Here is a 26,919-nt window from a genome sequence, read left to right as displayed (position 1 = left end):
CCATGCGTCACAGTCCCTCGTTCATACCTGATCGTCTCGCTGGCGATACTGTGGCGGGCATGGACGTGCTCAGTGACGTGATCACGGTGATGCGGACCGGCCGGCCCCGCTCGGCGCGGGTGGCCTGGCACGCGCCGTGGGCGCAGCAGTTCGCGGCCGTGCCCGGCGCCGCCGGCTTCCACGTGATCCTGCAGGGGCCGTGCTGGCTCGTCCTGCCCGGCGCCGACCCGGTGCCCCTCGGGGCCGGCGACGTGGTGTTCCGGCCCCACGGAGACGGGCACACCCTGGCCGGCAGCCCGTCGACCCGGCCGACCACCCCCGCGTGCGACCCGAACGACCCGCAGCTGCTCCAGCGCTACGCCACCGACACCGTCGGCGTCCCCACCGGCGCACCGGTCACCGTGACGCTCTGCGGGGCCTACGAGGTCGACCCGGCCCGGGTCCATCCGCTGGTGCGCGACCTGCCCGAGCTCATCCACCTCCCCGCGCACCTCGGCCGGCACCCTTCGCTGCGAGCCACCGTCGACCTGCTCGCCGCCGAGCTGGAGCGGCCCGGGCTCGGCACGGACGCCATCGTGCCCGCGCTGCTCGACACGCTGCTGCTGCACATCCTGCGGGCGTGGCTGGAGCGGCCGCCCGCCCTCGCGACCACGACCGGCTGGGCCGCCGCGCTCAACGACCCGGCCACCACCGCGGCGTTGCAGGCCATGCACCGGGATCCGGCGCGGCCGTGGACCGTCGCGGCCCTCGCCGCGGAGGCCGGGCTGTCCCGGGCGCCGTTCGCGCGCCGCTTCACCACCCTGCTCGGCCAGCCGCCACTGACCTACCTGACCTGGTGGCGGATGACCACCGCGGCCCGACTGCTGCAGGAGTCCGACGCGCCGCTCGGTGTCATCGCGGCCAAGGTCGGCTACTCGTCCGAGTTCGCCTTCGCCGCCGCGTTCAAACGCCGGCACGGCACCGCGCCGGGCCGATACCGCCGCGGACCGGCGGACGGGTGATCCGCCGCGGACCGGCGGACGGGTGATCCGCCGGTCCACAGTGGACGTTCAGTGGGCAATGTCGACGACGACCCTGGTCGGGTTCGACAACAGCAGCACCCGGTAGCCGGTGCGGTGGCCGGTGGTGATGAACGCCGACACCGTCCCGTTGTCGTAGACGTTGAACGACACCGATTTCGCCTGCCCGAGTCCGACCGGGGCCGGGTTCGGGCCGCCGACCACCCCGCGCTGGGTGGTGGCGGCGGTGAACCCGACGAAGACCGTCGACGGGTTCGGCCCGGTGTAGGCGACCGTGACCAGCGGGGTGGTCGCGGTGGCCAGGTCGAACACGACCCGGTCGTAGCCGGGGTGGGTGGCCGACCGGACGCCGGTGATCTGGACCTGCGCGGCGGTCCCGGCGCCGCCGCTGAACCGTTCGGTGGTGAACGGCTGGGTCGGCTGGTGCGCCACGTCGACGGCGAGCCGCGGCGGGTCGGTCAGGCGCAGCACCCGGAACCCGACCCGGTCCGCGACGCCGAGCCCGAAGGTGATGTGCCCCTCGGACGCACCGCCGGACCTGATCTGCAGCAGGGTCGGCAGCCGGGGGTCGTAGACCCGGGTGAGGTCGACGGCGGGGTACGCGCCGTCGAACACGACCCGCAGGGTGGCCGCGCCGGCGAGCGGGATCCGCTGGCCGGAGCCCTCGGCGACGAGCGGGGCGTATTCGACGCGGTAGCCGGGGGTGCCGCCGGTGAAGTCGAAGACCGTCCGGTCGTAGGCGTCGTGGCGGCCGGTCCGCAGCCCCACCAGGGTCGGCGGGTTCGGGTCCCAGGGCGGGACCGTCGCGGTGCCGGTGACGGGGGTGACGCTCGTCGGGGCGGGCAGGTCACCCGCCGCCGACGCGGTGCCGGTCACGAGGAGCACCGGCAGGAGGACGGCGGCGACGGACAGGATTCGGAGCGGGTTCATCCGCATGGTGATGGCCTTTCAGGGGTGGCGATCGATGACACGTCGCAGACGCCCCAGTCGCCGCCCCGGTTTACCGCCCCTCGCGCCCGCGTCCTTGATCGGACAGCCCGCCGCCGCGCCACCCGCCCGCCCGGAGCTGATCGGTACCAGTCGATGAACGGACACGCTGTGTTCACCTTCCGCTATCCGCAGGCAATCCGGCGCTGCCAGGGTGGGCGCGGAAGCGCCCAATGCACGACGACCGGGCGTTCAGCACGATGCACCGGAAGGCTGCGCCCAACGTGAGTTCTGCCGACGCCGCCCGCGACCTCGGTGACCAGCGCGCCGCCCTGCACCGCTACGTGACCAGGCTCGTCGCCCCCGACCTGCACCAGGCCGAGGACATCGTCCAGGAGACCCTGCTGCGCGCGTGGCAGCACGCCGACCAGCTCGACTGGGCCCAACGCCCGATCCGGCAATGGCTGTTCCGGATCGCGCGGAATCTCGTCGTCGACGCCTGGCGCAAGGATCGCAGCGTGCCGATCGGCATCGCCGCCGACCTGTTCCCCGAGCGCGCCGACCGCAGCGACCTGGCCGAGACCGTCGCCGATCGGCACCTCCTGCTCCACGGTCTGCGGCAGCTGCCGGCCCAGCACCGGGAGATCCTGGTGCACGTCCACCTGCTCGGGCGCGGCGGCGACGACACCGCCCACGCCCTCGGCATCCCCCGCGGCACCGTGAAGTCGCGCACCCACCATGCCCTGCGGGCCATGCGTGTCGCCCTTGGAGAGGCCGCATGACGTCGTTCCTCTCCGCGCAGCGCGGCCCGATCAGCGCCCTGCTCGGCGGGCTCGGCCTGCTCATCCTGGCGCTGGTCCTGCTGCAACGCTCCGTGCGCCGGGCCGGCGGCTGGCGGGTCGTGCGGCGCCGCCTCGCGCGCGAGGTGCGGCAGACCGCGGCGGCGTTCGTGCGTCCGGTGCGCCGGTGGTGGCGCTACCGGCGGCGGCTCCAGCTGCTCCGCCGCCTGCTCGCCGACCCGCAGACCTGGTCAGCGGTCGAGACCGCGTTGTGCGACGTCCCGGCACCCGGCCGGCAGCCGTACGCGGCGATCGTCTCGGGCGGTTCGGTCGGCGTGTACCTGACCGGCGCGCCCAGCGCCGCGCCGGACGACCCGGCCTGGACGGCCGACGAGGACGACCCGTCGCTCTGGTGGACACCGATCGACCCGGCCGCGCCCGGCGGCGCCGGCCCGGTGCTGGTCGCGGCCGGCGTGGAGGACCTGCGCGGCGGTGCCGTCTTCCTCGACCTGGCCGCCGGCCCCGCCACCCACGCCACGACCGGTGACGAACGCACCGCCCTCGCTCTCGTCCAGTCCGTCGCGGCCCAGCTGGAGGTCCGCCAGCCGGACGGCACCGTCACCATCGGCCCGGGCGTCCATCCCCGCTTCGAGGGCGCGACCACGACCACCGCGACCGAGTTCCTGATCTCCGCCGGTGTCCCGGACACCATCCGCCCGGACATCCGCACCGTCCGGCTCGGCGGCGCCCGCGGCCACGCCAGGCTCCTCGTCGCGGACCGCGCGGGTCTCGTGCGCCCGCTCGGCACCCCCCTCGTCCTGGACGTCACGCCGCTGCCGAGGTCGGTCGCCCGCGCCTTGGGCACCATCCCGCCGGCACCTCGCCGGCCGGCCCCCGGCCCGGCCCTCGACGAGGACGCCTTCGTCGCGCTGCTCGACAACCTCCCACCCCAGCGGACCGCTCCCACCGCGCCGCCGCCCCGGACCTCGACCGCACCGCCCGTGCCCGCCCTGCCCGTGCCCGCCCCGCCCGTGCCCGCCCTGCCCGCGACCGCCCCGCCCGCGACCGCGCCGCCCGCGGCGGTACCGGCTGCGACCGCGCCGCCCGTGGCGGCACCGGCTGCGGCGGCACTGGCCGCGGCGACGGCGGCCGGCCCGGCCCGGCCTCCGGTGTCGCCGCGGGTCGCCGACGCCGGCGAACCGCCGGCGGGCGGGTCCGGCGAGGACGAGTTCGACGAGCCCGGGCCCACCGCGCTCGGGGTTTCCGCCAGCCTCGTGGGAGGCGCCCGGGCGGCCACGAGAGGCGAGTTGCCGTGAACCTCACCCTCAGCACCGTCGACGGGATCGACGGGACCCGCCGGGACCACCTCGTCGACCTGCCCGGTGGGTGCACCGTCGCCGAGCTCAGCGCCGCGCTCGACCGGCCCGCCGACGACGGGCCCGGCAGGTTCCTCGCCGGTGCCGGTCCGGCGAGGAAGATCTTCCTCGGCGGTGCCGAGGTGCCGCTCACCGCCGCCGTGCACGGCTCCGGCATCAGATCCGGGACCGTCCTCGGCCTCGGCCGGCCCGTCCGGCACCGGGATCAGGTCCGGGTCCCGTCACCCGACGCCGGGCCCGTCCTCGCCGAGGTCCACGTCGTGTCCGGCCCGGCCGCCGGGCGGAGCTGGCTGCTGACCGCGGGCAGCTGGGAGGTCGGCACCGCCGGGCACTGCGCGATCCGCGTCGCCGGCCCCGACGCGCCGGCCCACGGACTCTGGGTGACCGTGTCGACCCGGGGCACCGTGACCTGGCACCGGGAGTCCGGCGGCGAAGACGGCGAGGTCCGGCCCGCTGTCGTGGAGCCGCCGTACGCGTTCGACCCGGACACCGGGATGACGCTCGAGGGAGGGGAGCGGCCGGCCGTACCGGACGCGCAGCAGGACGACCAGCACGGCAGTCGCTGGGAGGCCGGCACGGACCTGGCCGTCGGGCCGGTGCTGCTGCGGCTCGTGGCGCCCGTGGTCGCGGACGCGGCGATCACCGAGGCTGCCGACGGGATCGCGCTGGACTACAACCGGCCGCCGCGGATCGCGCCGCACCTGGACGCCGAGCGGGTGCGGCTGCCGAACCCGCCGACCCGCCCGCCGCGGCAACCGTTTCCGCTGCTGATGCTCATCGCCCCCATCGTGCTCGGACTCGTCCTCGTCGGGGTGTTCCGGTCGTACTTCTACCTGGTCTTCATCCTGTTCACCCCGGTCATGGCGATCACCAACTGGATGGTGGGGCGGCGCGGCAACCGCAAGCAGCACGAGGACCAGTGGCGGCGGTATCGGCTGCGGATGGACTCCCTGCAACGGGAGATCCACGAAGCGGTCCGGCAGGAACGGCACGTGCGGTGCGTGACCGGCCCCGACCCGGCGACCCTCGGCCTCGTCGCGACCGGGCCCGGCGTGCGGCTGTGGGAGCGGCGCCGGCGGGACCCCGACCATCTGCTGGTGCGGCTCGGCACCGCGGACCTGCCGTCGGTGAAGGAGATCGACGACCCGGGCCGCGACGAGAACCACCGAACGGTGCGCTGGAACATCCGCGACGTGCCGGTCGGCCTCGAGCTCGCCGAGTACGGCGTCGTCGGGGTCGCCGGGCCGGTCGCGCCGGTGCAGGCCCTGGCGCGGTGGTTCGTCGCGCAGAGCGCCGTGCTGCACAGCCCCCGGGACCTGCGGGTCGTGGTGCTCACCGAGCCGCAGCGCAGTGACGGCTGGAGCTGGGTCCGCTGGCTGCCGCACCTGCGGCCGGCCGGTGGTGGGGGCGGGCCGATGATCAGTGTCGGCAGCGACCCGGAGAGCGTCGCCAACCGCGTCGCTGAGCTCGTCGCACAGCTGCAGGCCCGGCAGCGGGCGCTCGGCTCGTCGCTGGGCAAGGCCATGTTCACCGACCCGGACGTGCTCGTCATCCTCGACGGCGCCCGGCAGCTGCGGGACGTGCCCGGGGTGGTGCAGCTGCTCACCGCCGGGCCCCGGGTGCGGCTGTTCAGCATCTGCCTCGACGAGCAGGAACGCCTCCTGCCGGAGGAGTGCACCGCCGTCGTGGTGGCCGCCGCGACGACGGTGACCCTGCGCCGCACCGGCAACGCCGACCTCACCGGCGTCCGCGCCGACCTCGTCGACGTCGACTGGTGCGAGCGGCTGGCCCGCGCCCTCGCCCCGCTGCGCGACGTCAGCCCCGAACATGACGCCGGGCTGCCCCGCGAGGTGCGGCTGCTGGACCTGCTCGACCTCGAGCCGCCCGACCCGGCCGAGCTGCTGCGTCGGTGGGAGCGGCGGCCGGCGAGCACCACCTTCATGCTCGGCCGCAGCTACGACGGCCCGCTGGCCCTGGACCTGGTTCGCGACGGCCCGCACGGGCTCGTCGCCGGCACCACCGGATCCGGCAAGTCGGAGCTGTTGCAGGCGTTCGTGGCGTCGCTCGCCGCCGCGAACCGGCCCGACGAACTGACCTTCGTCCTCGTCGACTACAAGGGCGGCAGCGCGTTCCGGGAGTGCGCCGAACTGCCGCACACCCTCGGCATGGTCACCGACCTCGACGCGCACCTCGTCCAGCGGGCGATGGAGTCCCTCGGCGCCGAACTGCGCCGCCGGGAACGGATCCTGGCCGACGCGGAGTGCAAGGACCTGCCCGCGTACCGCGCGAAACGGGCCGTGGACCCGGCGCTGCCCCGCCTGCCGCGGCTGCTGCTGGTCATCGACGAGTTCGCCACCCTCGTGCGCGAGGTGCCCGACTTCGTGCCCGGCCTGATCGGCATCGCCCAGCGCGGCCGGTCCCTCGGTATCCACCTGATCCTCGCCACCCAGCGGCCCGCCGGGGCGGTCACCCCCGACATCAAGGCCAACACCAACCTGCGGATCGCGTTGCGGGTCACCGACACCGTCGAGAGCCAGGACATCATCGACACCGGCGAGGCCGTCAACATCTCACCCGGCAACCCCGGCCGCGCCCTGGTCCGCGCCGGGCACCGCACCGCGGTGCCGTTCCAGGCCGCCTGGGTCGGCGCCGGCCGGCACCCCGACGGCGCCGCACCCGTCGCGGCGGCGCCGCTACGCACCGCCGAGCTGTCCTGGCAGCGCCTCGGCCGGCCCGTCGACCTTCCCGCCCCCGACCTCGACCCGCACGCCCCCGCCGCCATCGTCCCGACGGACCTGCAGGCATTCGTCGCCGCGGTCGTCGCGGCCGCCGGCGGTCTCGCCGACCTCGTCGCGCAGCCGAGCCCGTGGCTGCCGGCGCTGCAGGACCGGGCGCTGCTCGCCGAGCTGGCAGTGCGGCGGGAGGGTGCGGTGCACGAGAGCGTGCCGCCGCTGATCCCGTACGCCCTCGAAGACGTCCCGCAGCTCCAGCAGCGCCGGGTCGCGACCGTCGACCTCGGCACGTTCGGCCACCTCTACGTGATCGGTGCGCCGCGCTCCGGCCGCACCCAGGTGCTGCGGAGCATCGCGGGCGCAGCCGCGCAGCGGGTCAGGGTCCGCGACGTGCACCTGTACGGCATCGACGCCGCCGGCGGTGGCCTCACGGCACTGGAGGCGTTGCCGCACTGCGGCGGGGTCGTGTCCCGGCACGACATGGAACGCCTCGAACGGCTCCTGCGCCGGCTCGGCCGCGAGCTGACCGAACGGCAGGAACGCTGCGCCGCGCTCAGCTGCGCCGGGCTCGTCGAGCTGCGCCGCCGGGTGCCCGCCGCCGAGCGGCCACCGCACATCCTGCTGTTCATCGACGGCTGGGACGCCCTCGCCCCCGTCCTCGACGAGCACGACCAGGGCCGGCTCCTCGGCGACGTGACCCGCATCGTGCGGGAGGGCGCCGCCGCCGGCATCCACGTGATCGCCACCTCCGAGCGGGCCCTGCTGGGCGGGCGGCTCGCCGCGCACAACGACCACAAGCTGCTGCTGCGCCAGGCCGACCGCAACGACTACCAGCTCGTCGGCATCCTGCCGAGCAAGGTCCCGGCGACGATCCCGGCCGGTCGGGGCTGGCACGTGCTGTCCCGCACCGAGACGCAGGTCGCGCTCCTGGACCCCGACGACAGCGGCCAGGCCCAGGCCGCCGCCCTGCGCAGGATCGGCGCCGCGGCGACCTCGTCCGCGGTCGAGGACCGGCCGTTCACGGTCGCCGGGCTACCGGCGAGCGTCGCGTTCACCGACGCCTACGAGCAGGTCCCCGCGGCGCTGCGGCGCCCGATGTGGGGGCTGCTCGGCGTCGGCGGCGACGACGGCACCGCGGTCGGCGTCGACCTCGCCACCACGTCGGCGTTCTACGTCGGCGGCCCACCCGGCACCGGCCGCAGCAACGTCCTGGCCACCCTGGCCGTGTCGCTGCTCGCGGGCGGCACCGGGCTGATCGTCTTCACCCCGCGGGAGTCGCCGCTGCGGGCCCTCGCCCGGCACGCCCAGGTCCGGCTGTTCACCGACCCGGACCCGGGCAACGACGCCGTGCAGGCCGCGCTGGCCGAGCTGCGGGCCCCGGCGGTGATCCTGGTGGACGACGCCGACCTGCTCACCACCCCCGCCGCGGACAAGGTGCTCCGGGCGGTCGCGACGTCGGGCCGCGACCACGGGCAGTGCGTCGTGTACGCCGGTGCGGCCGACGCGCTGTCGATCGGCCTCGGCGCCTGGCTCACCGCGGCCCGCCGGGCCCGGCGGGGGCTGCTGCTGGCCCCCCGGTCCGTCACGGAGGGCGACGCGATCGGCGCCCGGCTCACCTCCAGCCAGGTCCGTGGCGCCGCCCCGGTCGGCCGGGCGTACACGTCCGGGCCGGCCGGCACCGCGCTCGCCGTGCAGGTCCCCCTGACGGTCCTGCGCGACTAGCCGGCGGGTGGTTCTGGGGTCCGGCGCACGAAGACCGTGCCGGAAGGGTGTGCCGCCGACGATAATTGCGGCAGCGTCTCAGAGGAGCTGATCCGGCATGGCGGCACGACTCGTCAGTGTGTGGCAACCGTTCTTCCTCCGCAGCGAGGACCTGACCGCGGCCCTCGACGCCGCGAGCGAACTGGAGGAGCTCGGCTACTCCCGGATCTGGTTCTCGGCCGGGTTCGGGGCCGGCGTCCCCCCGCGCTTCCGGGAGATCCTGGACGGGACCAAACGCATCGGGGTGGCCCCGGGCATCCTCTCCATCTGGCATGCGCCGCCGGCCGAGGTGGCGGCGTTCACGGCCGACGCGGAGCGGACCCATCCCGGCAGGTTCCTGGCCGGTCTCGGCGCCAGCCACGCACCGATGGTCGAGGAGAAGGGCGACGCATACCGCAAGCCCTACTCGAAGATGGTGGAGTATCTCGACGCCCTCGACGCGTCCGGGGGCACGGCCGACCGGCGGGTCCTGGCCGCGCTCGGGCCGCGGATGCTGGAACTCGCCCGCGACCGTGCGGCCGGCGCGCACCCGTACTTCATCACCGTCGAGCACACCGCTGAGGCGCGGGCGGTCCTCGGCCCCGACCGGCTGCTCGCGCCGGAGGTCGCCGTCGTCGTCGACCCGGACGCCGCCACCGCGCGCACCACCGCCCGCCAGTACATGGCCGCGTACCTCGAGCTGCCCAACTACACCAGGAACCTGCGCCGGCTCGGGTGGACCGAGGACGACCTGACCGGCGGCGGCAGCGACCGGCTCGTCGACGCGGTCATCCCCTGGGGCACGGTCGAGCAGGTCGCCGCCGGGATCGAACGGCACTACCAGGCCGGTGCGAATGAGGTGGCGATCCAGGTGCTCAACGGCGGCAACGCCACGGTGTTCCCGGCCAGGGCGTTCCGCGCCCTCGCCGCGGCGCTGATCTGACCCCGGCCGGGAGCCGGCCGGGAGCCGGCCGGGAGCCGGCCCGCGGCGGCCACAACGGGCCGCCGCGGCCGGTGGGTCAGGAGCCGGCGGAGCGGATCTTGCCAGCCATGTCGACGTCCATCTCCTCCATCGAGGTGCGGATGTCGCGGAACTGCTTGGCGAAGTCGTTGATGCCCTTCATCGCGGCGAGGAGGCTGGTGTTGAACTTGTCGTAGGACTCCTTCATCGCCGGGCTGGACTGCTGGAACACCAGGCCGTCCTCGAGGAGGTTGGACACGTCGCTGCGCAGGGACTCCAGCATCGGCAGGATGTCGCGGACAGCGCCGTCCAGGCGGGTCGAGGTCGCCTCGATCTTGTCGTAGTCGAGTGAGATGTTGGGCATGCGGGGCTCCTTCAGTCAGACGGCGGTCGGGTAGCTGGAGTAGTCGGTGTCGTCCTCGGGGGTGGTCTTCTCGACCTCGTCCCAGCGCGCGTACTGGTCGCCGCGCGTGTACTTGGTCACCGTGCCGTCGCTCTCGGTCACGGTCATGGTGCCGCCGCCGCCCTCGTTCAGGGCGATCACCGTGTGCGTGGTCGAGCCGTCGCCGGACGTCGTGTCGGTCACCGACGAGCCGTGCTCGCCCGTCGTCGTCACGGAGTGCGTCGTGCTGCCGTCGCTGTACGTGGTGTCCGTCGTGTACGACTTGTGATCCGGCGTGTACGTGGTCGTCGAGGTGTACCGCTGGTCGCCGTTGACGACCGTGGTCTCCTCCTTGATCACGTTGTTGTTCTCGTCGAGGGTGAGGTGGGTGTGCACCGACCCGGTCTCGGTCGTGATCGTCGAGTCCGTCGGCGGCGGCCCGGGGTCGGTCGCGGAGCAGAATCCCGGCATCGACCCGTCCGGCCCCGGGACGCAGTCACCCCGGTGCGCCTGCAGGTAGTCCCAGGCGGCCTTGTCGTCCTTCCACCGGTCCAGGTCCAGGCTGGCGCCCATCATGCCCATCCCGTTGGCGATCTGGGCGTCGACGTCGAAGTAGCCGTCGGCGACCGCGCCGAAGATGTCGCCGAGCTCCCGCAGGTCCGATTCGGCCTTGCTCATCGGGTGCTGGGCGATCCGGTACAGGCTGCGAAACGACTCAGCCAGCCCGTCGTTGCCGAACACCGCGTCGGAGTCCTCGTACTCGATGCTGCCGACCTGCGAGAACGCCGTGTCGCCGAGCTTCGGCCCGATCCGGTCGGCGAGATCGTGCAGATCCTTCTTGGCCTCGTGCAACAGCCCGTAGTCGATGGCGAAGTCGGGCACCGCGGCCTCCTCTCGTGGTTCCGCTCGGGTCCCGCCCAGACCACGTGTGAACCGTCCGGCGGGTTCACACGTGGTCATGCAGATCCGGTGAGAGGGGGTTGCCCGCGTGCCACGACCCACCGACTGGGACAAGGTCGGCCTCGGCGCCGACCCGACCCCCGGCGACCCCGCCCGTATCGACGAGGTCATCACCTCGCTGCGGAACCTCGGCACCGTTGCCCGGGAGGTCGACACCGCGCTCGCCGCCGTCCTGGACACCGCCGGCCCGGAGGCGTTCGCCGGCAAGACCGCCGAGGCGCTCCGGGAGAAGATCAGCGGTCGCCTCCGCGGCTTCGTGCAGAGTCTCGCCGAGGCGTTCGAGTGGTCCACCACCGCGCTCACCACCTACGTGGCGGTGATGCGCGACGAGCAGTGGCGCGCCGACCAGGCCCTCACCCAGGCCCGTGGCATGGCCGAGGACGACCCCGGCCGGCAGGCGCTCACCGACACGGCCCGCACGGCGGGCGAGCACCAGCGCACCGCCGCCGACAGCGCGTCGAGCCGCATCGTCGAGGCGTACCAGAACATCAAGCAGCCCGTGTCCGGCTGCGAGGAGTTCTGGGAGATCTTCAAGTGGATCGCGATCGCCCTGATCCTGCCGGCGCTGGTCTTCGGCGGCCCGATCGCGCTCGTCGCCATCGGCGTCAACCTGGCCCTGTTCATCAAGACCGCGGTCGACTTCGCCCACGGCAACGCCACCGCCCTGGAGTTCTTCCTCTCCGCCCTGGGCATCCTCGCCCCGACCACCCGCGCCGTGCCGATCTTCCAGCTGATCGCGGCGGGCGCGAAGTTTGCCTGGGCCGGCATCAAGGCCGGCGCGTTCGCCGTGTTCAAGTTCTTCGGCAACGCCTTCCGCGGCATCATCAGCCACCCGTTCGTGCTCTTCCCGAGCCTGCACGACATCGCGACCGTGGCGGGGACCTGGGTCCGCAACGGCGCCCTCTGGGTCCGCAACGGCATCACCGACCTGCCCGGCCTGGCCGGCATCGCCCTGTCCAAGACCGGCCTGTTCATCGTCAACGGGGTCAAGGGCATCCAGGCGTTCGCCACCGGCATCCCGTCGATGGTCGCGAAGTTCGGCACCAGCACCTGGCAGTTCCTGAAGACCGAGTTCGGCGGCAACCGCTGGCTGCGGCTGTTCCTGCCCGCCGAGGCCGACGAGCTGCACCTCGGGGTGTGGAAGGCGATGAAGCTCGCCGTCGTCGACCGCGGGATCATGGGCAACCACCTGTACGGCCTGCCCCGCCCCCACGTCTTCGTCCCCGAGAGCGGCGGCGGTGGCGTCCACCTCGACCTCAACGACGTGCGCACCGGCAACCTCGCCGTCCCGCCGCGGATCGAGACCGCGCACGTCGGATCGTTCGAGGGCCTCGGCCGGATCACCCCGACCCCGCCGACGCTGCAGCTGCACTCCACCATCGGCGACGGCTTCCACTTCAGCGCCGACGCGGTGCGCACCATCGACACCATCATGCTGTCGCCGGTCGACACCCTGTCCCGGCTGCGGCTGGAGGGTCTGACCAGCGGCGCGCCGGTCCTGCACACCGTCGACCCGGGGACCGGCGTCAGCGCCGGCGTGCACCTGCAGCCGGTGTCACCGGCCCAGCACGCCGGCGCCGGGAGCAACCTGCACCTGCCCGGCATCTCCGCGGTCACCGCCCCGCCGCCGGGCACGTTGCTCGGCGGGATCCACCTGGGTGAGACCGGGTCGATGGCCGGCGCGGTCCACCTGACCCCGCCGGGCGCGATCACACACAGCGCGGTCCCGCCGGCGAGCGTCCTCGCCACTGCGGTGCCCCCGCCGACCGCCGTGACCCATCTGGGCGCCTCGCCGGTGCTCGCGAACGCTGTGCCGCCGCCGGCGGGCCTCACCCACGCGGGTGCCGCACCGGTGGTGGTGGCCAATGCCGCGCCCCCACCCGCCGGCCTCACCCACGGCGGCCCGGCCCCGGTCACCCTCGGCGACCTGGGCCCCGCCGGCCTGCCCGCCGTCCACAATGGATTCACGACCGCGACGCACCTCGGCACGCCGCCGCCGTCGGTGCACGCCGGGGCGATGGACCTGCTCGCCCAGCACCCCGGCGCGGCACCGGCGGCCCACACGCTGATCGGCGCCCCGGGCGGCGCGGTCAACGGTGCCGGGGCCCGCATCGGCGACCACACCGGCCTCGCGATCGGCGCCCAGCACGTGACCCAGGACCTCGGCACCCTGGGCCGCAACCTGGACACCCCACCGGTGTCGCAGCTCGTCGTCACCCGCCTCGACGGCGTCTCAGCCCACGCGGGCCCGACCGGACCGGGGGTCACGCCCGCCCACCTCGCCGGCGCCCCGCCCGCCCTGCACGGCACCACCGTCCAGGCCCTGCACGCCACCCCGACCCCGATGCCGCACGGCGGTGCCACATCGGAGCTGACCGGCCTCTCCGCCGGAGGCGGAGCACTGGGCCGTGGCCTCGACGTGCCGCCGGGCACGGGTCGCGGCCTCGACGTGCCGCCGGGCGGGGGAGCGGGTCGCGGCCTCGACGTGCCGCCGGGCGGAGGAGCGGGTCACGGCCTCGACGTGCCGCCCGGCGCCGCGATGCACGGGCCGCCACCGGGCGTCTCCACCAACCCGGCACATCTCGCCGGCACCCCGGGCGGCGGCGGCACGCACCTCGGCGCGCCACGAAACCTCACACCGGACGAACTGATCGCGCCCCAGCCGGTCACCGTGCACATGCCCGACACCCGGGCCCTCAACGGCTCCGGCACGCGGATCGCCGACCACACCGGCCTGGCCGACAGCGCCCGCCACGCCGCACCCCCACCGGCCCTCGGTCCGGTCGGCCGCACCGGCGAGGACATCGGAGCCGGCGCCCCCCCACCACCCGGCGGGGCGGCCGACGCCGGGGTCGACCCGGTCACCGTGACCCTCGCGCTGGGCCTGCTGCAGACCCAGATCGGCCGCGGCGCGCCGCACGCGGGAAGCGCCGCGGTCCGGGACGTCGCCACGACCCCGCCACCGCCGGCGAGCGGGCGACCGACCGGTGCCCAGCTCGACGCGGCCTGGCAGCGCGACAGCAACCGCATCGCCGGGCTGTTCGGTGCCCTCGACGACCCGCTGCGCCGGCAACGGCTGGACGCCTGGGGCTCCTACACCGCGGCCCGCAACGAACTCGGCCGCGTCGAGGCGATGTGGGACGACATCCGGGCCCGGCCCGGCCAGTCCTCCAGCGGCCCCGGCCTCGCCCACGTGCACGCCGAACGCACCCACCAGGCGGCGCTGACCAAGGTCGCGCGCCTGGAGACCGACCTGCGCGGCCTCGGCGTCAACCCGGCCGCGATGGACGCCCGGATCTCCGAGCTGACCGCCGGTTCGCTGCGGGACCGGCCGCGGATGCTCGGCGGCGGCCAGAACCTCTCGCAGATGATCAACGATCTGTGGGCCGGCGCCCCGATCGACGGGCACGTCGTGCTGCGCGGCGCCGACGGCGGCGGGCTCGGGCTGCGGGTCGAGGAGCTCGCCGACGGTGCCGGCGCGGTGCAGCTGCGGCTCCTGGACGACGACGGCGCCGTGGTCGTCAACCGCACGGTGACCGAGCACGACGGCGGCTACCAGATCAGCGACGGCACCGGCTTCCAGCGCTTCGACGCCGACGGTGATCTCACCGAGGTCGGCACGATCCTGAGGGGGCTGGACGGGCACGACCTCGACGGCCGATTCGTGGTGGAGCCCACCGGCGGATACGCGGCCGGCGGCGTGCGGATCGAGAGCACCGGCGGGCACGCGATCACCCAGCACGGCAACGGGTTCCAGGTCGCCGACGGCGCCGGGTTCCACCGCTTCGACGCGGCCGGCGCCGCGACCGCCGCCGGCCGGCCGCTGCGGGACGCGACCGGCGCCCCGATCGGCGGGCAGTTCGTCGTCACCCACGGCGCCGGCGGCACCGTCGTCGAGGTCGCCGACCCCCGGTTCACCGTCGCGGCGCACGGCGGCGGCGGGTTCCAGGTCACGGACACGCTCGGCCACCACGCGTTCCAGCGCTTCGACGGCACCGGCGCGCTCACCGAGACCGGCCGGCCGCTGCGGGACGCGGGCGGTGGCGTGCTCGGCGACCGGTTCCTGGTCACGCCGACCGGCGGCGCCCCCACCCGCATCGAGGTCACCGACGCCCGCTACACCGTGGCGGCGCACGGCGCCGGGTTCCAGATCACGGACACCGCCGCCCACCACGCGTTCCAGCGCTTCGACGGCGCCGGTGCCCTGACCGCGACCGGGCGGCCGCTGACCGACGCGGGCGGCGGGGTCCTCGGCAACCGGTTCTTCGTGACGGATGCGCACGGTGCCGGCGGCCGGATCGAGGTGACCGACGCCAGGTTCACGGTCGCGGCGCACGGCGGCGGGTTCCAGATCACCGACACCGCCGCGCACCATGCTTTCCAGCGCTTCGACAACGCCGGCACCCTGACCGCCACCGGCCGGCCGTTGACCGACGCCGGCGGGGGTGTGCTCGGCAACCGGTTCTTCGTCACGGACGCACACGGCGGCCGGATCGAGGTGACCGACGCCAGGTTCACGGTCGCGGCCCACGGCGGCGGCACCCAGATCACCGACACCGCCGCGGGCAACGCGTTCCAGCGGTTCGACGGCACCGGCGCACACATCGAGACCGGCACACCGGCACACAACCTCGCCGGGCAGGCCGACCGGGTCGTGGTCAACCCCGCCGCCGGCGGTGCCGGGCACGTGGAGAGCCTCACCGGCGTCCGCCTCCACGGCTGGCAGGTCGCCCCGGACGGGGCCGGCTACCGCATCACCGACCAACTGGGCCTGCACACGGGGGAGTTCCGCCGCTACGACGCCGCCGGCAACCTCCTGGAGCAGTCCTTCAACGTGCTGCGCGACGCGGCACCCACGACCCGGCAGTTCGTCGTCGACGCGGCCGGCCGCACCTGGCGCCTCCACGACAACGGCCTGCCGACGCCCGCCACCGGCGCGTTCCATGCCGGGACGCTCGACGCGGCGGCCGCCGGCACCGGCCGGGTGCGGCTGCTGAACCGGACCGGCGTCGAGGTCTTCGACCGGCGCCCCATCCCCGGCGGCACCACCCTCGACGTGTTCCGCCGCATCGACGGCGACTTCGGCCGCACCTCGCAGCGCCCGCAGTGGGTGCAGCTCACCGCCGACGGCCGGGTCGTGGACCACGGCGTGCGGCGTTTCGACACCAACGCCGTCGGCTGGCGCGACGTCAACCACAACGGCCGGCTCGTCCACGAGATCCGGCAGGGCATCGGCGGCGGCGACGTGGTCGGGCTGCGCGGCGCGCTCGGCGACTGGACCTGGCACCGCTTCGACAACGCCGGCAACCGGCTCGGCCACGGCCCCCGTGCCCTGGACCGCGACGGTGGCTGGACCGACCGGCTGCCCCCGGTGGGCGGCAACCCGGGCCCCGTCGTGCAGCGGCAGTGGGGCACCGCGCACGCACCCGCCAACGCCGGCATGTATCAGCAGTTCGACCTCGGCGCCGGCGGCGTGCGCCGGGACACCTGGCAGGCGCAGTCCCCGCACGGCAAGGACGCCGGCAAGCTGGAGTCCCTGCCCACCGGCGACCGCCTCGAGACCCGCCGCTGGTCGGAGCAGCGGCCGCCGCAGTGGGCCCGCAAGTTCCTCGCCGGCGTCGACGAGGACGTGTTCCGCGCCAACCCGCACCTGCGCACCGACACCCGCTTCCAGCTCTTCGAGTGGCGCCGCCTCGACCAGCACGGCAACGTGCGGGCGCAGGGCTTCCGGTTCGTCAGCATGAACGACAGCACCTACGACTTCAACAACACCGGCCGGTTCGTGCGGTCCAGCGCGAAACTCGACCACGGCAACACGCTCAAGGTCGGCCACGACGTCGTCGACCTCCCGCCGGCCGCGGTCCGCGACGCCAACCGCATCCCGTGGAGCGAGGGCAACGGCCGGCTGTCCGGGCACCGTGTCAACGTCGGCCCGCACCCCGACGGGCGGATCTGGGAGGACCGGTTCGTCGTCGGGCAGCAGCACGGCAACTGGTACGAGTTCGGCGGCCAGCAGCACTCCGTGGCCCGGGCCGGCTACGCCGACGGCTCGATCAAGGAGTTCCACCGCCCGCCCGCGCCCGGCGCCGCCGACGGCGGCATCGCCAGCCGCGGCGCCGCCCACGAGGGCACCGGCGTCTGGGTGCGCAAAGATCCGCACGGCGTCATCATCGGCCGCGCCGACGACTGGCCCGACCCCGCCGGCGGCGTCCACCGCGTCGAGGCCAACGCCCCGGATCGCGCCGGGAACTGGAGCTGGTCCGGATACGACGCGCGCAGCGACAGCCGGACCTGGCAGTGGCGCGACGGCGCCGGGCAGACCGGCTCCCGCGAGTACGGGCGCGGCTTCAACGGCCCGCACACCACCTACGACGACTCGTTCCGTGACACCGTCCGCGGCGCCGACGGCCACCAGGTCCTCATCCGGGAACGGCGGATGCTCGACAGCGGCGGCCACGTCGACTCGTGGCGGGTCGACCTGCCCGGCGGCGGCCACGAGTGGCACTGGCGGAAGGTCGACAGGTACGGCAACGTCGCCGCCGCGCCCGGCGCGAACCCGCTGCGCCGCTGGTGGGACACCAACGCCAACGGCGGCGCCGGCGGCTGGGTCGCGGACTGGTTCGGCGGCGCCACCCGCTTCCGCGACGAGGTCACCGACGGCGCCGGAGCGGCCGTCACCGTCCGGGAGATCCCGGCCGGCGCCGAGATCGGCCGGATCCGCGAATACAACCTCGGCACCCCCGGCGCGTGGCGCGAGTTCGACATGGGCACCACCGTCCGCGAACGCTCGCAGATCCCCGGCGGGTTCCTGGAGCGCGACGCCTGGCGCGGGCAGTGGCGGCAGTACGACAACACCGGCCTCACCATCGCCCGCCGCACCGACGACGGCTACGTGTTCGAACGCGCCAATGGCGCCTGGGAGTCCGTCGGCCGCGAACTGGACTACCGCGGCGGTGTCACCGAGCTGCGCGGCTGGAACCGGCGCATTCGCGAGGCGAACCGCATGGAATGGGGCGGCGAGCTGCGCCTCGGCACGCACACCGAGGCGCTGTACGAGCCGTACTGGAAACTCGCCCTGCAGAAGGCCGCGCTGGAGTTCACCCAGGAGTTCCTGCTCGAGTTCGCGGCGAACCTCGCCGTCAACGGCATCGTCGACGCGATCGCCGGCACCGAGTTCAACGGCAAGGACGTGCTGAAGGCGTTCGCCAACGCGGCCGTCGGCGCGGCCGTCAAACAGGCGGTCGGCTCGCTCGTGCACGACAACAAGTTCGGCGCCATGCAACGCTCCGGCGACTGGAAGGCCGGTCTCGCCAACATCGACGGCGGCAAGGGCTGGCACCGCAAGCCGCTCAACCACGACAAGCACTGGTCCAACGAATGGGCCGGCAACGAGACCGCGACCCGCTGGCGTGGCGGCACCTACGACTTCGCGTTCAACGTGCCGGTCGCCGGGCTCACCGGGTTCGTCAACGGCAGCATGAACGCCGCCGTCTTCGGCATCACCAACGCCAACGGCGAGACCGTCTACCTCACCGGTGGCGCCGCCGCCTTCGACGGGCTGCTGTCCGCCGCGGCCGGCGTCACCGGCGCGGTCACCACCAGCATCGCCAAGACGCTGTTCAACTCCGGGCTCGGCGGGCGCGCGTTCCACCGCCAGGGCCTGGCCGAGTTCGCGTTCCAACTGCCCTGGAAGATCATCGAGAAGACGGTCACGTCGCAGCTCCTCAAGGAGTTCCGCATGCACGACAACCCCTGGTACTACGCCAAATGACCAGGGTTCTCACCGTCAGCCCGGCACGCGGCCGCGGCACCCACCGCAGCATCACCGAGGCGCTGCGCGCCGCCGCGCCCGGCGACACCATCACCGTCGCCCCGGGTCGCTATCCCGAGGAGGTCCACGTCGATCAGGACGTGCACCTGCGCCCCGAGCACGGCACCGGCAGCGTCGAGGTCGGACCGATGACCCTCACCGCGGCGGCCGTCACCCTCACCGGGCTCGTCGTGCGCGGCCTGGACCCCTCGCGCCCAGCGGTGTCCGTCCTGGACGGTGCCGGCGCCGTCCTGGATCACGTCGAGGTCCACAACGGACGGATCGAGGCCCGCGCCGTCAACGACGTCGCCGCCCTCGTCCTGCGCGACGTCGCCGTCCACGGCGCCGCCGGCACCGCGCTGCACCTGGCCGGCGACGTGAAGGCCGAGGGGCACGACGTGCGCCTCGACACCGTCGCCGGGGTCGGGATCGTGCTGTCCGGAGCGGCCCAGCTCGCCGCCACCCGGCTGCTCGTCCGCGCCACCGACGGCTCCGGGATCCGGGTCCGCGGCACTGCCCGGCTCACCCTCACCGACTGCCGGATCGACCGGGCCGGCCGCAACGGCCTCCTCGTCGAGGACGCCGCCGCCGCGGTCGCCGAGGAGACCCGCATCGACACGTCCGGCGCCGCCGCCGTCCAGGCCTCCGGGGCGGCACGGGTGCGGCTCACCGACTGCCGGATCACCGCCCCCGGCGCCAGCGGCCTCGTCGTCGCCGACGACGCCGAGCTCACCGCGACCGGCTGCACCGTCCGCGACACCGTGGCCAACGCGCTGCTCGCGGTCGGCGCGGCCCGCGCCGTCCTCGACGGTTGCCGGCTCACCGCCGCCGGTTTCAGCGCCGTGCACACCGCCGGCACCGCCGACGTCCACCTCACCGGCTGCCGGGTGCTGCGCGGCGCTGAGCACGGCGTGCACGCCGTCGAGCAGTCCCGGGTCAGGCTCACCGACTGCGACCTGCGCGAGCTCACCATGACCGGCCTGCACGCCGGGGACCGGGCCAGTCTCACCGTCGCCGGCTGCACCGTCGCCGACGTCGCCACCGGAGTCCGGATCGCCTCGTCGGAGCCCGCCGAACTGCGCCAGTGCACGGTGCTGCGGCCCAGCGAGGTCGGCGTCGAGGTCGTTGCCGGTGGCGCGCTCACCTTCGCGGGCGGCCGCGTCGTCGATGCCGGAGCTGCGGGGATCGTCGTCGACACCGCCGCCGCGGTGCGGGTGAGCGCCACCGACATCACCGGCGGCGGTGGCTCCGGCCTCGTCGCGTGGACCGGGGCCCGGCCGCACGTCGAGGGCCTGCGTGTCGACGGGGTCGCGAAGAACGGCATCTACGTCGCCCCCGGCGCCGGTGGGCAGTACACGCGATGCGACGTGACCGGCTCCAAGTTCGCCGGCGTGCACATCGGCGCCGACGCCGACCCGGCCTTCGAGCACTGCCGCATCCCGGACACCAGCACCGAACCCGGCTCCCGCGCCGCCTTCTCGCAGTGCACCATCGGCGACGGGCTCCTGGCACCCGCCCTGCCGCAGCCCGGATCGTCGGACATCCCGGACGTTCCAGATGAATCCCTTGATGATCTCCTGGGTGAGCTCGCCGAGCTCGTCGGCCTCGACCGGGTCAAACGCGACGTGAGCACCCTCGTCAAGCTCATGCAGACCGTCCGCCGCCGCGAGGAGGCCGGCCTGCCCGCCCCGCCGCTGAGCCGGCACCTCGTCTTCGCCGGTAACCCCGGCACCGGCAAGACGACCGTCGCCCGCCTCTACGGCCGCCTGCTCAAAGCCCTCGGCCTGCTCCGCCGCGGCCACCTCATCGAGGTGGACCGCAGTGCCCTGGTCGGCGAGTACGTCGGCCACACCGGCCCCAAGACCGCCGCCGCCGTCACGAGCGCGCTCGGCGGCGTCCTCTTCATCGACGAGGCCTACTCGCTCGTGCCCCGCTTCGGCGGCAACGACTTCGGCCAGGAAGCCATCGCCACCCTCGTCAAGATGATGGAGGACCACCGCGACGACGTCGTCATCATCGCCGCCGGCTATCCCGGCGAGATGGACCGCTTCATCGGCGCCAACCCCGGCCTCGCCTCCCGCTTCACCCGCACGCTGCACTTCGACGACTACGACAGCGCCGAACTGGTCTCCATCGTCGAGCACCAGGCCGCCGGGCACCGCTACGAGCTCACCGACGTCTCCCGCGCCGGCCTCGCCGACTACTTCACCGCCCTGCCCCGCGGTGCGGGGTTCGGCAACGGCCGCCTCGCCCGCCAGGTCTTCCAGGAGATGACCGAACGGCAGGCCCAACGCGTCGCCGAACTCCCCGCCGCCACCGGCGACGACCTCGTCCTGCTCGCCCCCGAAGACCTCCCGACCCGATAGCCGACTGGAGCAGCCATGTCCCCGTTCGCCGACGCCTTCACCCGACGGCCCACCGTGCCCCGCCGGGGGTTCGTCCCGGCGCCCCGTGTGTTCGTGGTGGTGGGTGTGGTACTGGCGGCGACGACCCTGCCGTTCGTCCTGCCGGGCGGCTCATCGGCGGGTGCCGACCGGAGCGCCGCACGTGAGCCTGCCGGCGCCCCGCGCCCCGCGGCGGTGACCTCCGCTGCCACGTCCGCGACGCCGGCACCGGGCACCGTCACCTCCGGCCCCGCATCGGGGACGCCCACCTCCGCCGCCTCGGCTCCGGGCGGTTCGGGCTCCGCGGCCGGCGGTGGTTCGGGCTCCGGTGGCTCGGGCTCGGCGGCGGGTGGTTCCGGCGGCTCGGGCTCCGCGGCGGGCGGTGGGACGACCACGGCGGCGGCTCCGCCCGCGGTGGCTCCACCGGCGCCGGCGAAGACCACCGCGAAGGCCGCCGCGCCGCCGATTCCCGGCCGGGCGATCGTCGGTGTGCAGTCCCGCCTGTGTCTCAGCGCCGCCGCCGGCAAGGACGGCGCCGCCCTCGTCATCGCCACCTGCGACGGCTCCGCGGTCCAGCACTGGGAGGCACTGTCCGACGGCACGATCCGCTCCGTCGGGCTGTGCATGGACGCCGCCTGGGGCGGCACGGACGTCTTCACCGTCGTCCAGGTCGCCTACTGCAGGGGTAACAGCGCCCAGCAGTGGCGCCTCAACACCTCCAACGACCTGGTCAGCGTCAACGCCGACAAATGCGCCGACGTCATCGACCGGCGCACCGGCAACGGCAGCCCGGTGAAGCTGTACTGGTGCAACGGCCAGGACAACCAGAAGTGGTTCTGGCGCTGAGGCCTTCGCCGGTCGGCCGGTCCGGGTGCGCCGGCCGCTGACCGGCGAATCGTGCGTTGAGCTGCACGTGCCGGGTAGTGGGCTGCGGGTCCGCCCCTCGTCCCGTGGAGATCTCCGTGGAAGCAGTGGAACAGCTGGCCATCTCGGTCGAGCCGCTCCTGGTCCGAGACGCGCAGCTGGTGCGAGCCGCCGGCCGTCTCACCGCCCGCAACCGGCACCGGCTGCGCAGGGCGGTCCAGAAACGCCTCGTCGAGTGCCCGATCGCCGTCATCCTCGACATCACCGGGCTGGAGCTCGCCGACCCGCCCGCCGCGGCGACGTTCGTGGCGATGCACCGCGACGCCGCCGCCGCGGACGTCGAACTGCTGCTGCACGGCGGCCACGGCCCCCTCACCCAGCGGATCCGGGTGCTGGACCCGGCGCTGCCGCAGTTCCGGACGCTCGCCGAGGCCGTCGCCGCCGCCGGCGAGCCACCCCGCACCGGCCGCTGGACGCACCGGCGGTTCGCGCCGGGGCCGCAGACCTTGCGCCTGGCCGGTTGCCTCGTCGCCGACGCGTGCACGGCGTGGCACCTACCGGACCTCGTCCACCCGGCCCGGTCCGCGCTGCACGAGCTGTTCCAACTCGGGCACCGGTGCCCGGCGGCGCAGCTGCACATCGTCGTCGCGCTGCGCCGGACCGGGCTGCTGCTGAGCGTGCGCAGCCAACTCGTCGCCGGCCACCGGCCGGACTGTCAGGCGCCACAGTGCCCACCTGGCTCGGGGCCCGTCATCCGCCACTCGGCCGGCCCCGACTACCACGCGCGCTGGGCGCTGCTGCCGGTGACCGCGTCCTGACCGCGCCGGATCAGGGCAGGCTGAGCACGATCCGGTCGACCGACGGCGCGTGCCCGTCCGGGTTGGACACGGTGATGGTGTTGCCGTCCTTGCGCAGCTGCACCTTCAGTGTCGAGCCGGTGCAGCAGGTCGAACCGCCGGTGAGCGTGACCCGTTGCGGGTCCCGCCCGGCCACGGTGACGACCGCGGTCCGGGTCCGCTCGTTGTCGATGTTCACGTGGAACAGCCGCAACGTGTACGTGCCGGCGACCGGAACCGTGACGTTCTCGAACCGCAGGAATCCGTCACCGTCGCGGCTGCCCCAGTCGCCGATGTTGCGCACGATCGAACCGCCCGACGCGCCCGGGTACCGGTCCACCCACGCCGACCCGCCGCGCGTGTTGCCTGGCGCCTCCGCCTCGTACGTGACCGGCCCGAACGTCACCGGCGGCGACGACCGTGGCGACGACCGCGTCGAGGTGGTGGTCGCCGAGGCGGTGGTCGCCGACGCGACGGTCGACGGCGCCCGTGTTGCCTCGGCGGGCGTGGGACCGGGCATGGACACGTCGGACCAGGTGGGCGCCCCGGCCGGGGGAGCGGCCCGGCGGTCGGGGCCACCGCCGCCCCCGAGCAGCGCCGACACCAGCAGGATCGCCAGCAGCGACAGGGCCGTGGCGACGCCGGCCACGATCAGCCGCGGCCACCACGGCGTGAGCCGGCGGCGCAGCTCGGACGGCTCGTCGGTGGCGTGCCAGCCGTCCCGGTCCGGCGCCACCGGCCAGTCCGCCTCGTCGGCGACCACGTCGACCACGGCGGGCTCGGCACGCGGCTCGACCGGTGGCCTGACCGGCGGCTCGACCGGCGGCCTGACCGGCGGCTCGGCGCGCGGCTCGACCGGCGGCTCGACCGGGCCCGGCTCCGTCCCGGCGGCCGGCACGTGGCCGGCGAGCCACGGCGGCACCCGTAGCGGCTCGGCGTCTCCGTCGGGACCTGTCATGGACCCCGAAGATAACGATCCCGGTGGCCCTTGGCCAGTTGGCCGACCGGTTCGGATCCCCCCTTTAGGCTGCTATGGGTGAGCTACGACCTGTACTTCTGGCCCACCGGCGCGGTGCGCAACCCCGGCCGGACGGCCGGCCGGCTCGCGGAGGGGCGCCCCGGCCGGCTGGCGCCGGACCCGCGGGTGCTGGAGTTCCGCGCCGAGCTCGTGCGCCGCTGGCCGGACGTCGTCAATTACCTCGAGCCGTGGCACACCGACCAGCCGTGGCCGCGCCCCGCGGGCCCCGCCGACGCCGCCCACCGGTATGTCCTGCTCACGCTCCCGTACCACTGGCCCGCCACCGACGCGCTGCCCGTCCTCGCCGGCGCGTATGGCATGGACTGCTACGACCCGCAGTGCGACCAGCTGACCCGGCCCAGCCCGACCGGCCCGGGCGGGGCGGACCTCGACGCGATCGGGCACGTCGCCGGGCGGGTCGATGAGGACCGCCTCGGGTGGCTGCTCCAGCGGGTCGGCCGCTGCATCGGGTACGCCTACGACGACCTGGACGAGGCGGCACTGACTGGGGCGTTCGACGACCCGGGCGCCTCGTTCGAGTACCCCCTCGCGGGCACGCCGCCGCTGCTCGTCCGCCTCGCCCGGCCCCAGCCCTCCGCCGCGATCGACGTCCGCCTCGAAGGTGCCATGGACCTGGTCCTCGCCGCCCGGATCGAGGCCCTGATCGGCAGCGCCTCGGGAGAACGCATGAGCTGACCCGGCGATCAGGAGGCGTTGGTCAGCTCGTCGAAGGGTCGCACCTCGACCGGTCCGAAGCAGGCCACCGCGCACTTCCCGGCCCAGGCCAGCGCCTCGTCCAGGTCCGCGCACCGGATGACCCAGAACCCGGCGACGTGCTCCTTCGTCTCGGCGAACGGCCCGTCGGTCGTGGTGGCGGTGCCGCCCTGGATCCGCACGACGGCGGCGCTGTCCACCGGCAGGAGGCCGCCGGCGAAGACCCAGGCGCCCGCGGCCCGCAGTTCGTCGTTGACCCTGTCGGTCTCACGGAACATGGTCCGGGTGTCCTCGTCGGACAGCGGCTGCTCGCCCTCGACGGTGTGCACCGACAGCAGGTACAGCTTCATGGTGATCCTCCGTAGGTGAAAGGCTCTCATCAGGGCTACGAAAGGGACCACCCCGAATCGACACCTGCGCCCGGACCATTTTCCCAGGGCCTTCCGCGCCGCGCAGCGGCACGGGCGTGGATGCCTAAATACTAGTTACCCGATAGGGATTGACAACTAATACCGGGCTCCCTACCGTTTCAGTAGGCGGCCGCGAGGACGCACCGCCATCCCCCGAATCCCTTCACTGCTCGCGCTCCCGTGGTGCGGGCCTGCCGTCATACCCGATGGAGCCCTCGCATGAGTGAGCCCGTAACGCTGACACCGCCGTCCGAACATCCACCGATCAGCGATCACGTCACCCGGTTCGACCCGCAGGTGGCGCACCGCCGGGTCACCCCGCGGCTGCGCCCATGGCGCTGGATCGTCAGCGCGGCCGTGCTCGTGGTGCTCACCCAGTTCATCGTCGGCGTCTTCACCAACTCCCACTACGAGTGGAACAAGTTCTGGGCGTACTTCACCCGCGAGTCGATCCTCGACGGCGTCGTGGTCACGCTGCAGGTCGTCGCCCTGAGCGCGGTCGTCGGGCTGGTCCTCGGCGTGCTCGTCGCGCTCGGCCGGCTGTCGACGAACCCGCTGATCAACGGCCTGTCATGGGCGTACGTGTGGTTCTTCCGCGCGCTGCCGCTGCCGCTGCTACTGATCATCACGTTCAACTTCTCGTACTTCTACCCGCGGCTCGGCGTCGGCATCCCCTGGGGCCCGGTCTTCGCCGAGGTGCAGACCAGCGCGCTCACGCCGCTGGCGATCGGCGTCATCGCGCTGAGCCTCAACGAGGCGGCGTACGCGGCGGAGGTCATCCGCGGCGGCATCCTGTCCGTGGAGGGCGGCCAGATCGAGGCCGCCAACGCCCTCGGCCTCACCAAGGCCCGGCAGCTGCGCCGGATCGTGCTGCCGCAGGCGCTGCGCTCCATCGTGCCCGCCTACGGCAACCAGCTCGTCGGCCTGATCAAGGCCAGCTCGCTGGTGTACTACGTCTCGCTGCTCGACCTGTTCGGCGCGGTGTACGTGCTGGAGTCGCGGCACCCCGAGTCGATCGTGCCGATCCTGATCGTCGGTGCCACCTGGTATCTCGTCCTCACCGCCGTGCTGTCGGTCGTGCAGTTCTACGTCGAGCGGTTCTACGCCCGGGGCAACGCCCGCGCGCTGCCGCCGACCCCGATCCAGCGGCTGCGCAACTTCACCACCTCGTCCTACGTCCGCCTGACCCGGAGGGGCTTCTGATGACGGCGACGCTGAACGCGGCCGCGGCCCTGGAGATCCGCAACGTGCACAAGTCGTTCGGGACGCGCGAGGTCCTCAACGGCGTCGACCTCACCGTCAACCCCGGCGACGTCGTGGCGATCATCGGCCCGTCCGGCTCCGGCAAGTCGACGCTGCTGCGCACCGTCAACCACCTGGAGAAGCCCGACCTCGGTTACGTCGCGGTCCACGGCGACCTGATCGGTGTCGAGGTCCGCGGCACGCACCTGCACGAGCTGTCCCAGCGCGCCGTGCGGCACCAGCGGACCCGCATCGGGTTCGTCGCGCAGAGCTTCAACCTCTTCCCCAACCTCACCGCGCGGGACAACGTCGCCGAGCCGCTGATCGCGCACAAGCGGCTCGACAAGTCCGCCGCCTTCGAGCGGGCCGTCGAACTGCTCGCCAAGGTCGGCCTCGGTGACCGTGGCGACGCGTATCCGCGGCAGCTGTCCGGCGGCCAGCAGCAGCGCGTCGCGATCGCCCGCGCCCTCGCGCTGGAGCCGACGCTGCTGCTCTTCGACGAACCGACCTCGGCGCTGGACCCGGAACTGGTCGGGGAGGTGCTCTCGGTGATCCGGCAGCTCGCCGCGACCGGCACCACGCTCATCATCGTCACCCACGAGATCGGCTTCGCCCGTGAGGTCGCCGACACCGTCGTGTTCATCGACGAAGGCCTCGTCGTCGAACAGGGGCCGCCGGCCCAGGTGCTCACCGCGCCACACCATTCCCGCACCCGGGAATTCCTTTCCAAAGTGCTCTGATCTCCAGCTCTGAATTTTCCAGCTC

At 74.1% G+C, this 26,919-nt stretch carries 17 protein-coding genes; 12 read left to right on the top strand and 5 right to left on the bottom strand.

Going from position 1 to position 26,919, the window contains the following annotated elements; genetic code table 11:
- The first annotated feature begins 59 nt into the window (after window positions 1–59).
- Window positions 60–1,001: an AraC family transcriptional regulator gene (locus tag Dsi01nite_RS02375; RefSeq protein ID WP_203844315.1), complete on the top strand. Its 942-nt coding sequence runs from the start codon at window positions 60–62 to the stop codon at window positions 999–1,001.
- 48 nt (window positions 1,002–1,049) lie between these two features.
- Here the strand turns inward: Dsi01nite_RS02375 and Dsi01nite_RS02370 are convergent, their stop codons facing one another.
- Window positions 1,050–1,949 (bottom strand): AMIN-like domain-containing (lipo)protein, encoded by a 900-nt coding sequence (locus tag Dsi01nite_RS02370; protein WP_203844314.1) that lies wholly within the window; start codon window positions 1,947–1,949, stop codon window positions 1,050–1,052.
- A gap of 281 nt (window positions 1,950–2,230) precedes the next feature.
- On the opposite strand from Dsi01nite_RS02370, the gene Dsi01nite_RS02365 reads away from it, so the two are divergent.
- The 4 genes from Dsi01nite_RS02365 to Dsi01nite_RS02350 all read left to right on the top strand — a co-directional run bounded on the left by Dsi01nite_RS02365 (window position 2,231) and on the right by Dsi01nite_RS02350 (window position 9,516).
- Window positions 2,231–2,728 carry a sigma-70 family RNA polymerase sigma factor gene (locus Dsi01nite_RS02365; protein WP_203844313.1) on the top strand — a complete coding sequence of 166 codons (498 nt, stop codon included), beginning with the start codon at window positions 2,231–2,233 and terminating at the stop codon, window positions 2,726–2,728.
- Entirely contained in the window at window positions 2,725–4,041 is a 1,317-nt protein-coding gene (locus tag Dsi01nite_RS02360) for a hypothetical protein (protein WP_203844312.1), read from the top strand. Before Dsi01nite_RS02365 ends, Dsi01nite_RS02360 begins: the two co-directional genes overlap by 4 nt.
- Window positions 4,038–8,555, top strand: a complete 4,518-nt coding sequence (locus tag Dsi01nite_RS02355) for an FtsK/SpoIIIE domain-containing protein (RefSeq protein ID WP_203844311.1) — start codon at window positions 4,038–4,040, stop codon at window positions 8,553–8,555. The genes Dsi01nite_RS02360 and Dsi01nite_RS02355 overlap by 4 nt, the downstream gene beginning before the upstream one ends.
- Window positions 8,556–8,652: 97 nt before the next feature.
- The gene (locus tag Dsi01nite_RS02350) at window positions 8,653–9,516 is read left to right on the top strand and encodes a TIGR03620 family F420-dependent LLM class oxidoreductase (protein WP_203844310.1); all 864 of its coding nucleotides are present in this window, start codon (window positions 8,653–8,655) and stop codon (window positions 9,514–9,516) included.
- A gap of 76 nt (window positions 9,517–9,592) precedes the next feature.
- On the opposite strand, the gene Dsi01nite_RS02345 is transcribed toward Dsi01nite_RS02350, so the two are convergent.
- Both Dsi01nite_RS02345 and Dsi01nite_RS02340 read right to left on the bottom strand, forming a co-directional pair.
- The gene (locus Dsi01nite_RS02345; protein ID WP_203844309.1) at window positions 9,593–9,898 is read right to left on the bottom strand and encodes a WXG100 family type VII secretion target; all 306 of its coding nucleotides are present in this window, start codon (window positions 9,896–9,898) and stop codon (window positions 9,593–9,595) included.
- Window positions 9,899–9,913: 15 nt separating this feature from the next.
- Entirely contained in the window at window positions 9,914–10,798 is an 885-nt protein-coding gene (locus Dsi01nite_RS02340) for a hypothetical protein (protein WP_203844308.1), read from the bottom strand.
- A gap of 106 nt (window positions 10,799–10,904) precedes the next feature.
- Between Dsi01nite_RS02340 and Dsi01nite_RS02335 the strand changes: the two genes are divergently transcribed.
- The 4 genes from Dsi01nite_RS02335 to Dsi01nite_RS02320 all read left to right on the top strand — a co-directional run bounded on the left by Dsi01nite_RS02335 (window position 10,905) and on the right by Dsi01nite_RS02320 (window position 22,752).
- Window positions 10,905–18,647, top strand: a complete 7,743-nt coding sequence (locus Dsi01nite_RS02335) for a hypothetical protein (RefSeq protein ID WP_203844307.1) — start codon at window positions 10,905–10,907, stop codon at window positions 18,645–18,647.
- Window positions 18,644–21,052: a right-handed parallel beta-helix repeat-containing protein gene (locus Dsi01nite_RS02330; protein WP_203844306.1), complete on the top strand. Its 2,409-nt coding sequence runs from the start codon at window positions 18,644–18,646 to the stop codon at window positions 21,050–21,052. The genes Dsi01nite_RS02335 and Dsi01nite_RS02330 overlap by 4 nt, the downstream gene beginning before the upstream one ends.
- Before the next feature lie 15 nt (window positions 21,053–21,067).
- Window positions 21,068–21,916 carry a ricin-type beta-trefoil lectin domain protein gene (locus Dsi01nite_RS02325; protein WP_203844305.1) on the top strand — a complete coding sequence of 283 codons (849 nt, stop codon included), beginning with the start codon at window positions 21,068–21,070 and terminating at the stop codon, window positions 21,914–21,916.
- Between the two features lie 116 nt (window positions 21,917–22,032).
- Complete coding sequence (locus Dsi01nite_RS02320) at window positions 22,033–22,752, top strand: STAS domain-containing protein (protein ID WP_203844304.1); 720 nt, start codon at window positions 22,033–22,035, stop codon at window positions 22,750–22,752.
- Between the two features lie 10 nt (window positions 22,753–22,762).
- Here Dsi01nite_RS02320 and Dsi01nite_RS02315 read toward each other — a convergent pair whose 3' ends face one another.
- Window positions 22,763–23,728, bottom strand: a complete 966-nt coding sequence (locus tag Dsi01nite_RS02315; protein WP_203844303.1) for a carbohydrate-binding protein — start codon at window positions 23,726–23,728, stop codon at window positions 22,763–22,765.
- Window positions 23,729–23,806: 78 nt separating this feature from the next.
- Here Dsi01nite_RS02315 and Dsi01nite_RS02310 point away from each other — a divergent pair, with 78 nt between their 5' ends.
- A complete protein-coding gene (locus tag Dsi01nite_RS02310) occupies window positions 23,807–24,484 on the top strand; it encodes a hypothetical protein (RefSeq protein WP_203844302.1) in 678 nt (225 codons plus the stop codon).
- Between the two features lie 8 nt (window positions 24,485–24,492).
- Here the strand turns inward: Dsi01nite_RS02310 and Dsi01nite_RS02305 are convergent, their stop codons facing one another.
- Window positions 24,493–24,852 (bottom strand): YciI family protein, encoded by a 360-nt coding sequence (locus tag Dsi01nite_RS02305; RefSeq protein WP_203844301.1) that lies wholly within the window; start codon window positions 24,850–24,852, stop codon window positions 24,493–24,495.
- Between the two features lie 279 nt (window positions 24,853–25,131).
- Between Dsi01nite_RS02305 and Dsi01nite_RS02300 the strand changes: the two genes are divergently transcribed.
- Together Dsi01nite_RS02300 and Dsi01nite_RS02295 are read left to right on the top strand one after the other, a co-directional pair.
- Window positions 25,132–26,115 (top strand): amino acid ABC transporter permease, encoded by a 984-nt coding sequence (locus Dsi01nite_RS02300; protein WP_203844300.1) that lies wholly within the window; start codon window positions 25,132–25,134, stop codon window positions 26,113–26,115.
- The gene (locus Dsi01nite_RS02295; RefSeq protein ID WP_203844299.1) at window positions 26,115–26,894 is read left to right on the top strand and encodes an amino acid ABC transporter ATP-binding protein; all 780 of its coding nucleotides are present in this window, start codon (window positions 26,115–26,117) and stop codon (window positions 26,892–26,894) included. The genes Dsi01nite_RS02300 and Dsi01nite_RS02295 overlap by 1 nt, the downstream gene beginning before the upstream one ends.
- Window positions 26,895–26,919: the final 25 nt, after the last annotated feature.

The organism is Dactylosporangium siamense (assembly GCF_016862795.1).
Lineage (GTDB): Bacteria > Actinomycetota > Actinomycetes > Mycobacteriales > Micromonosporaceae > Dactylosporangium > Dactylosporangium siamense.
Note: the sequence above shows the minus strand (reverse complement) of the source record. Positions and strands in the feature narration are given on the sequence as shown.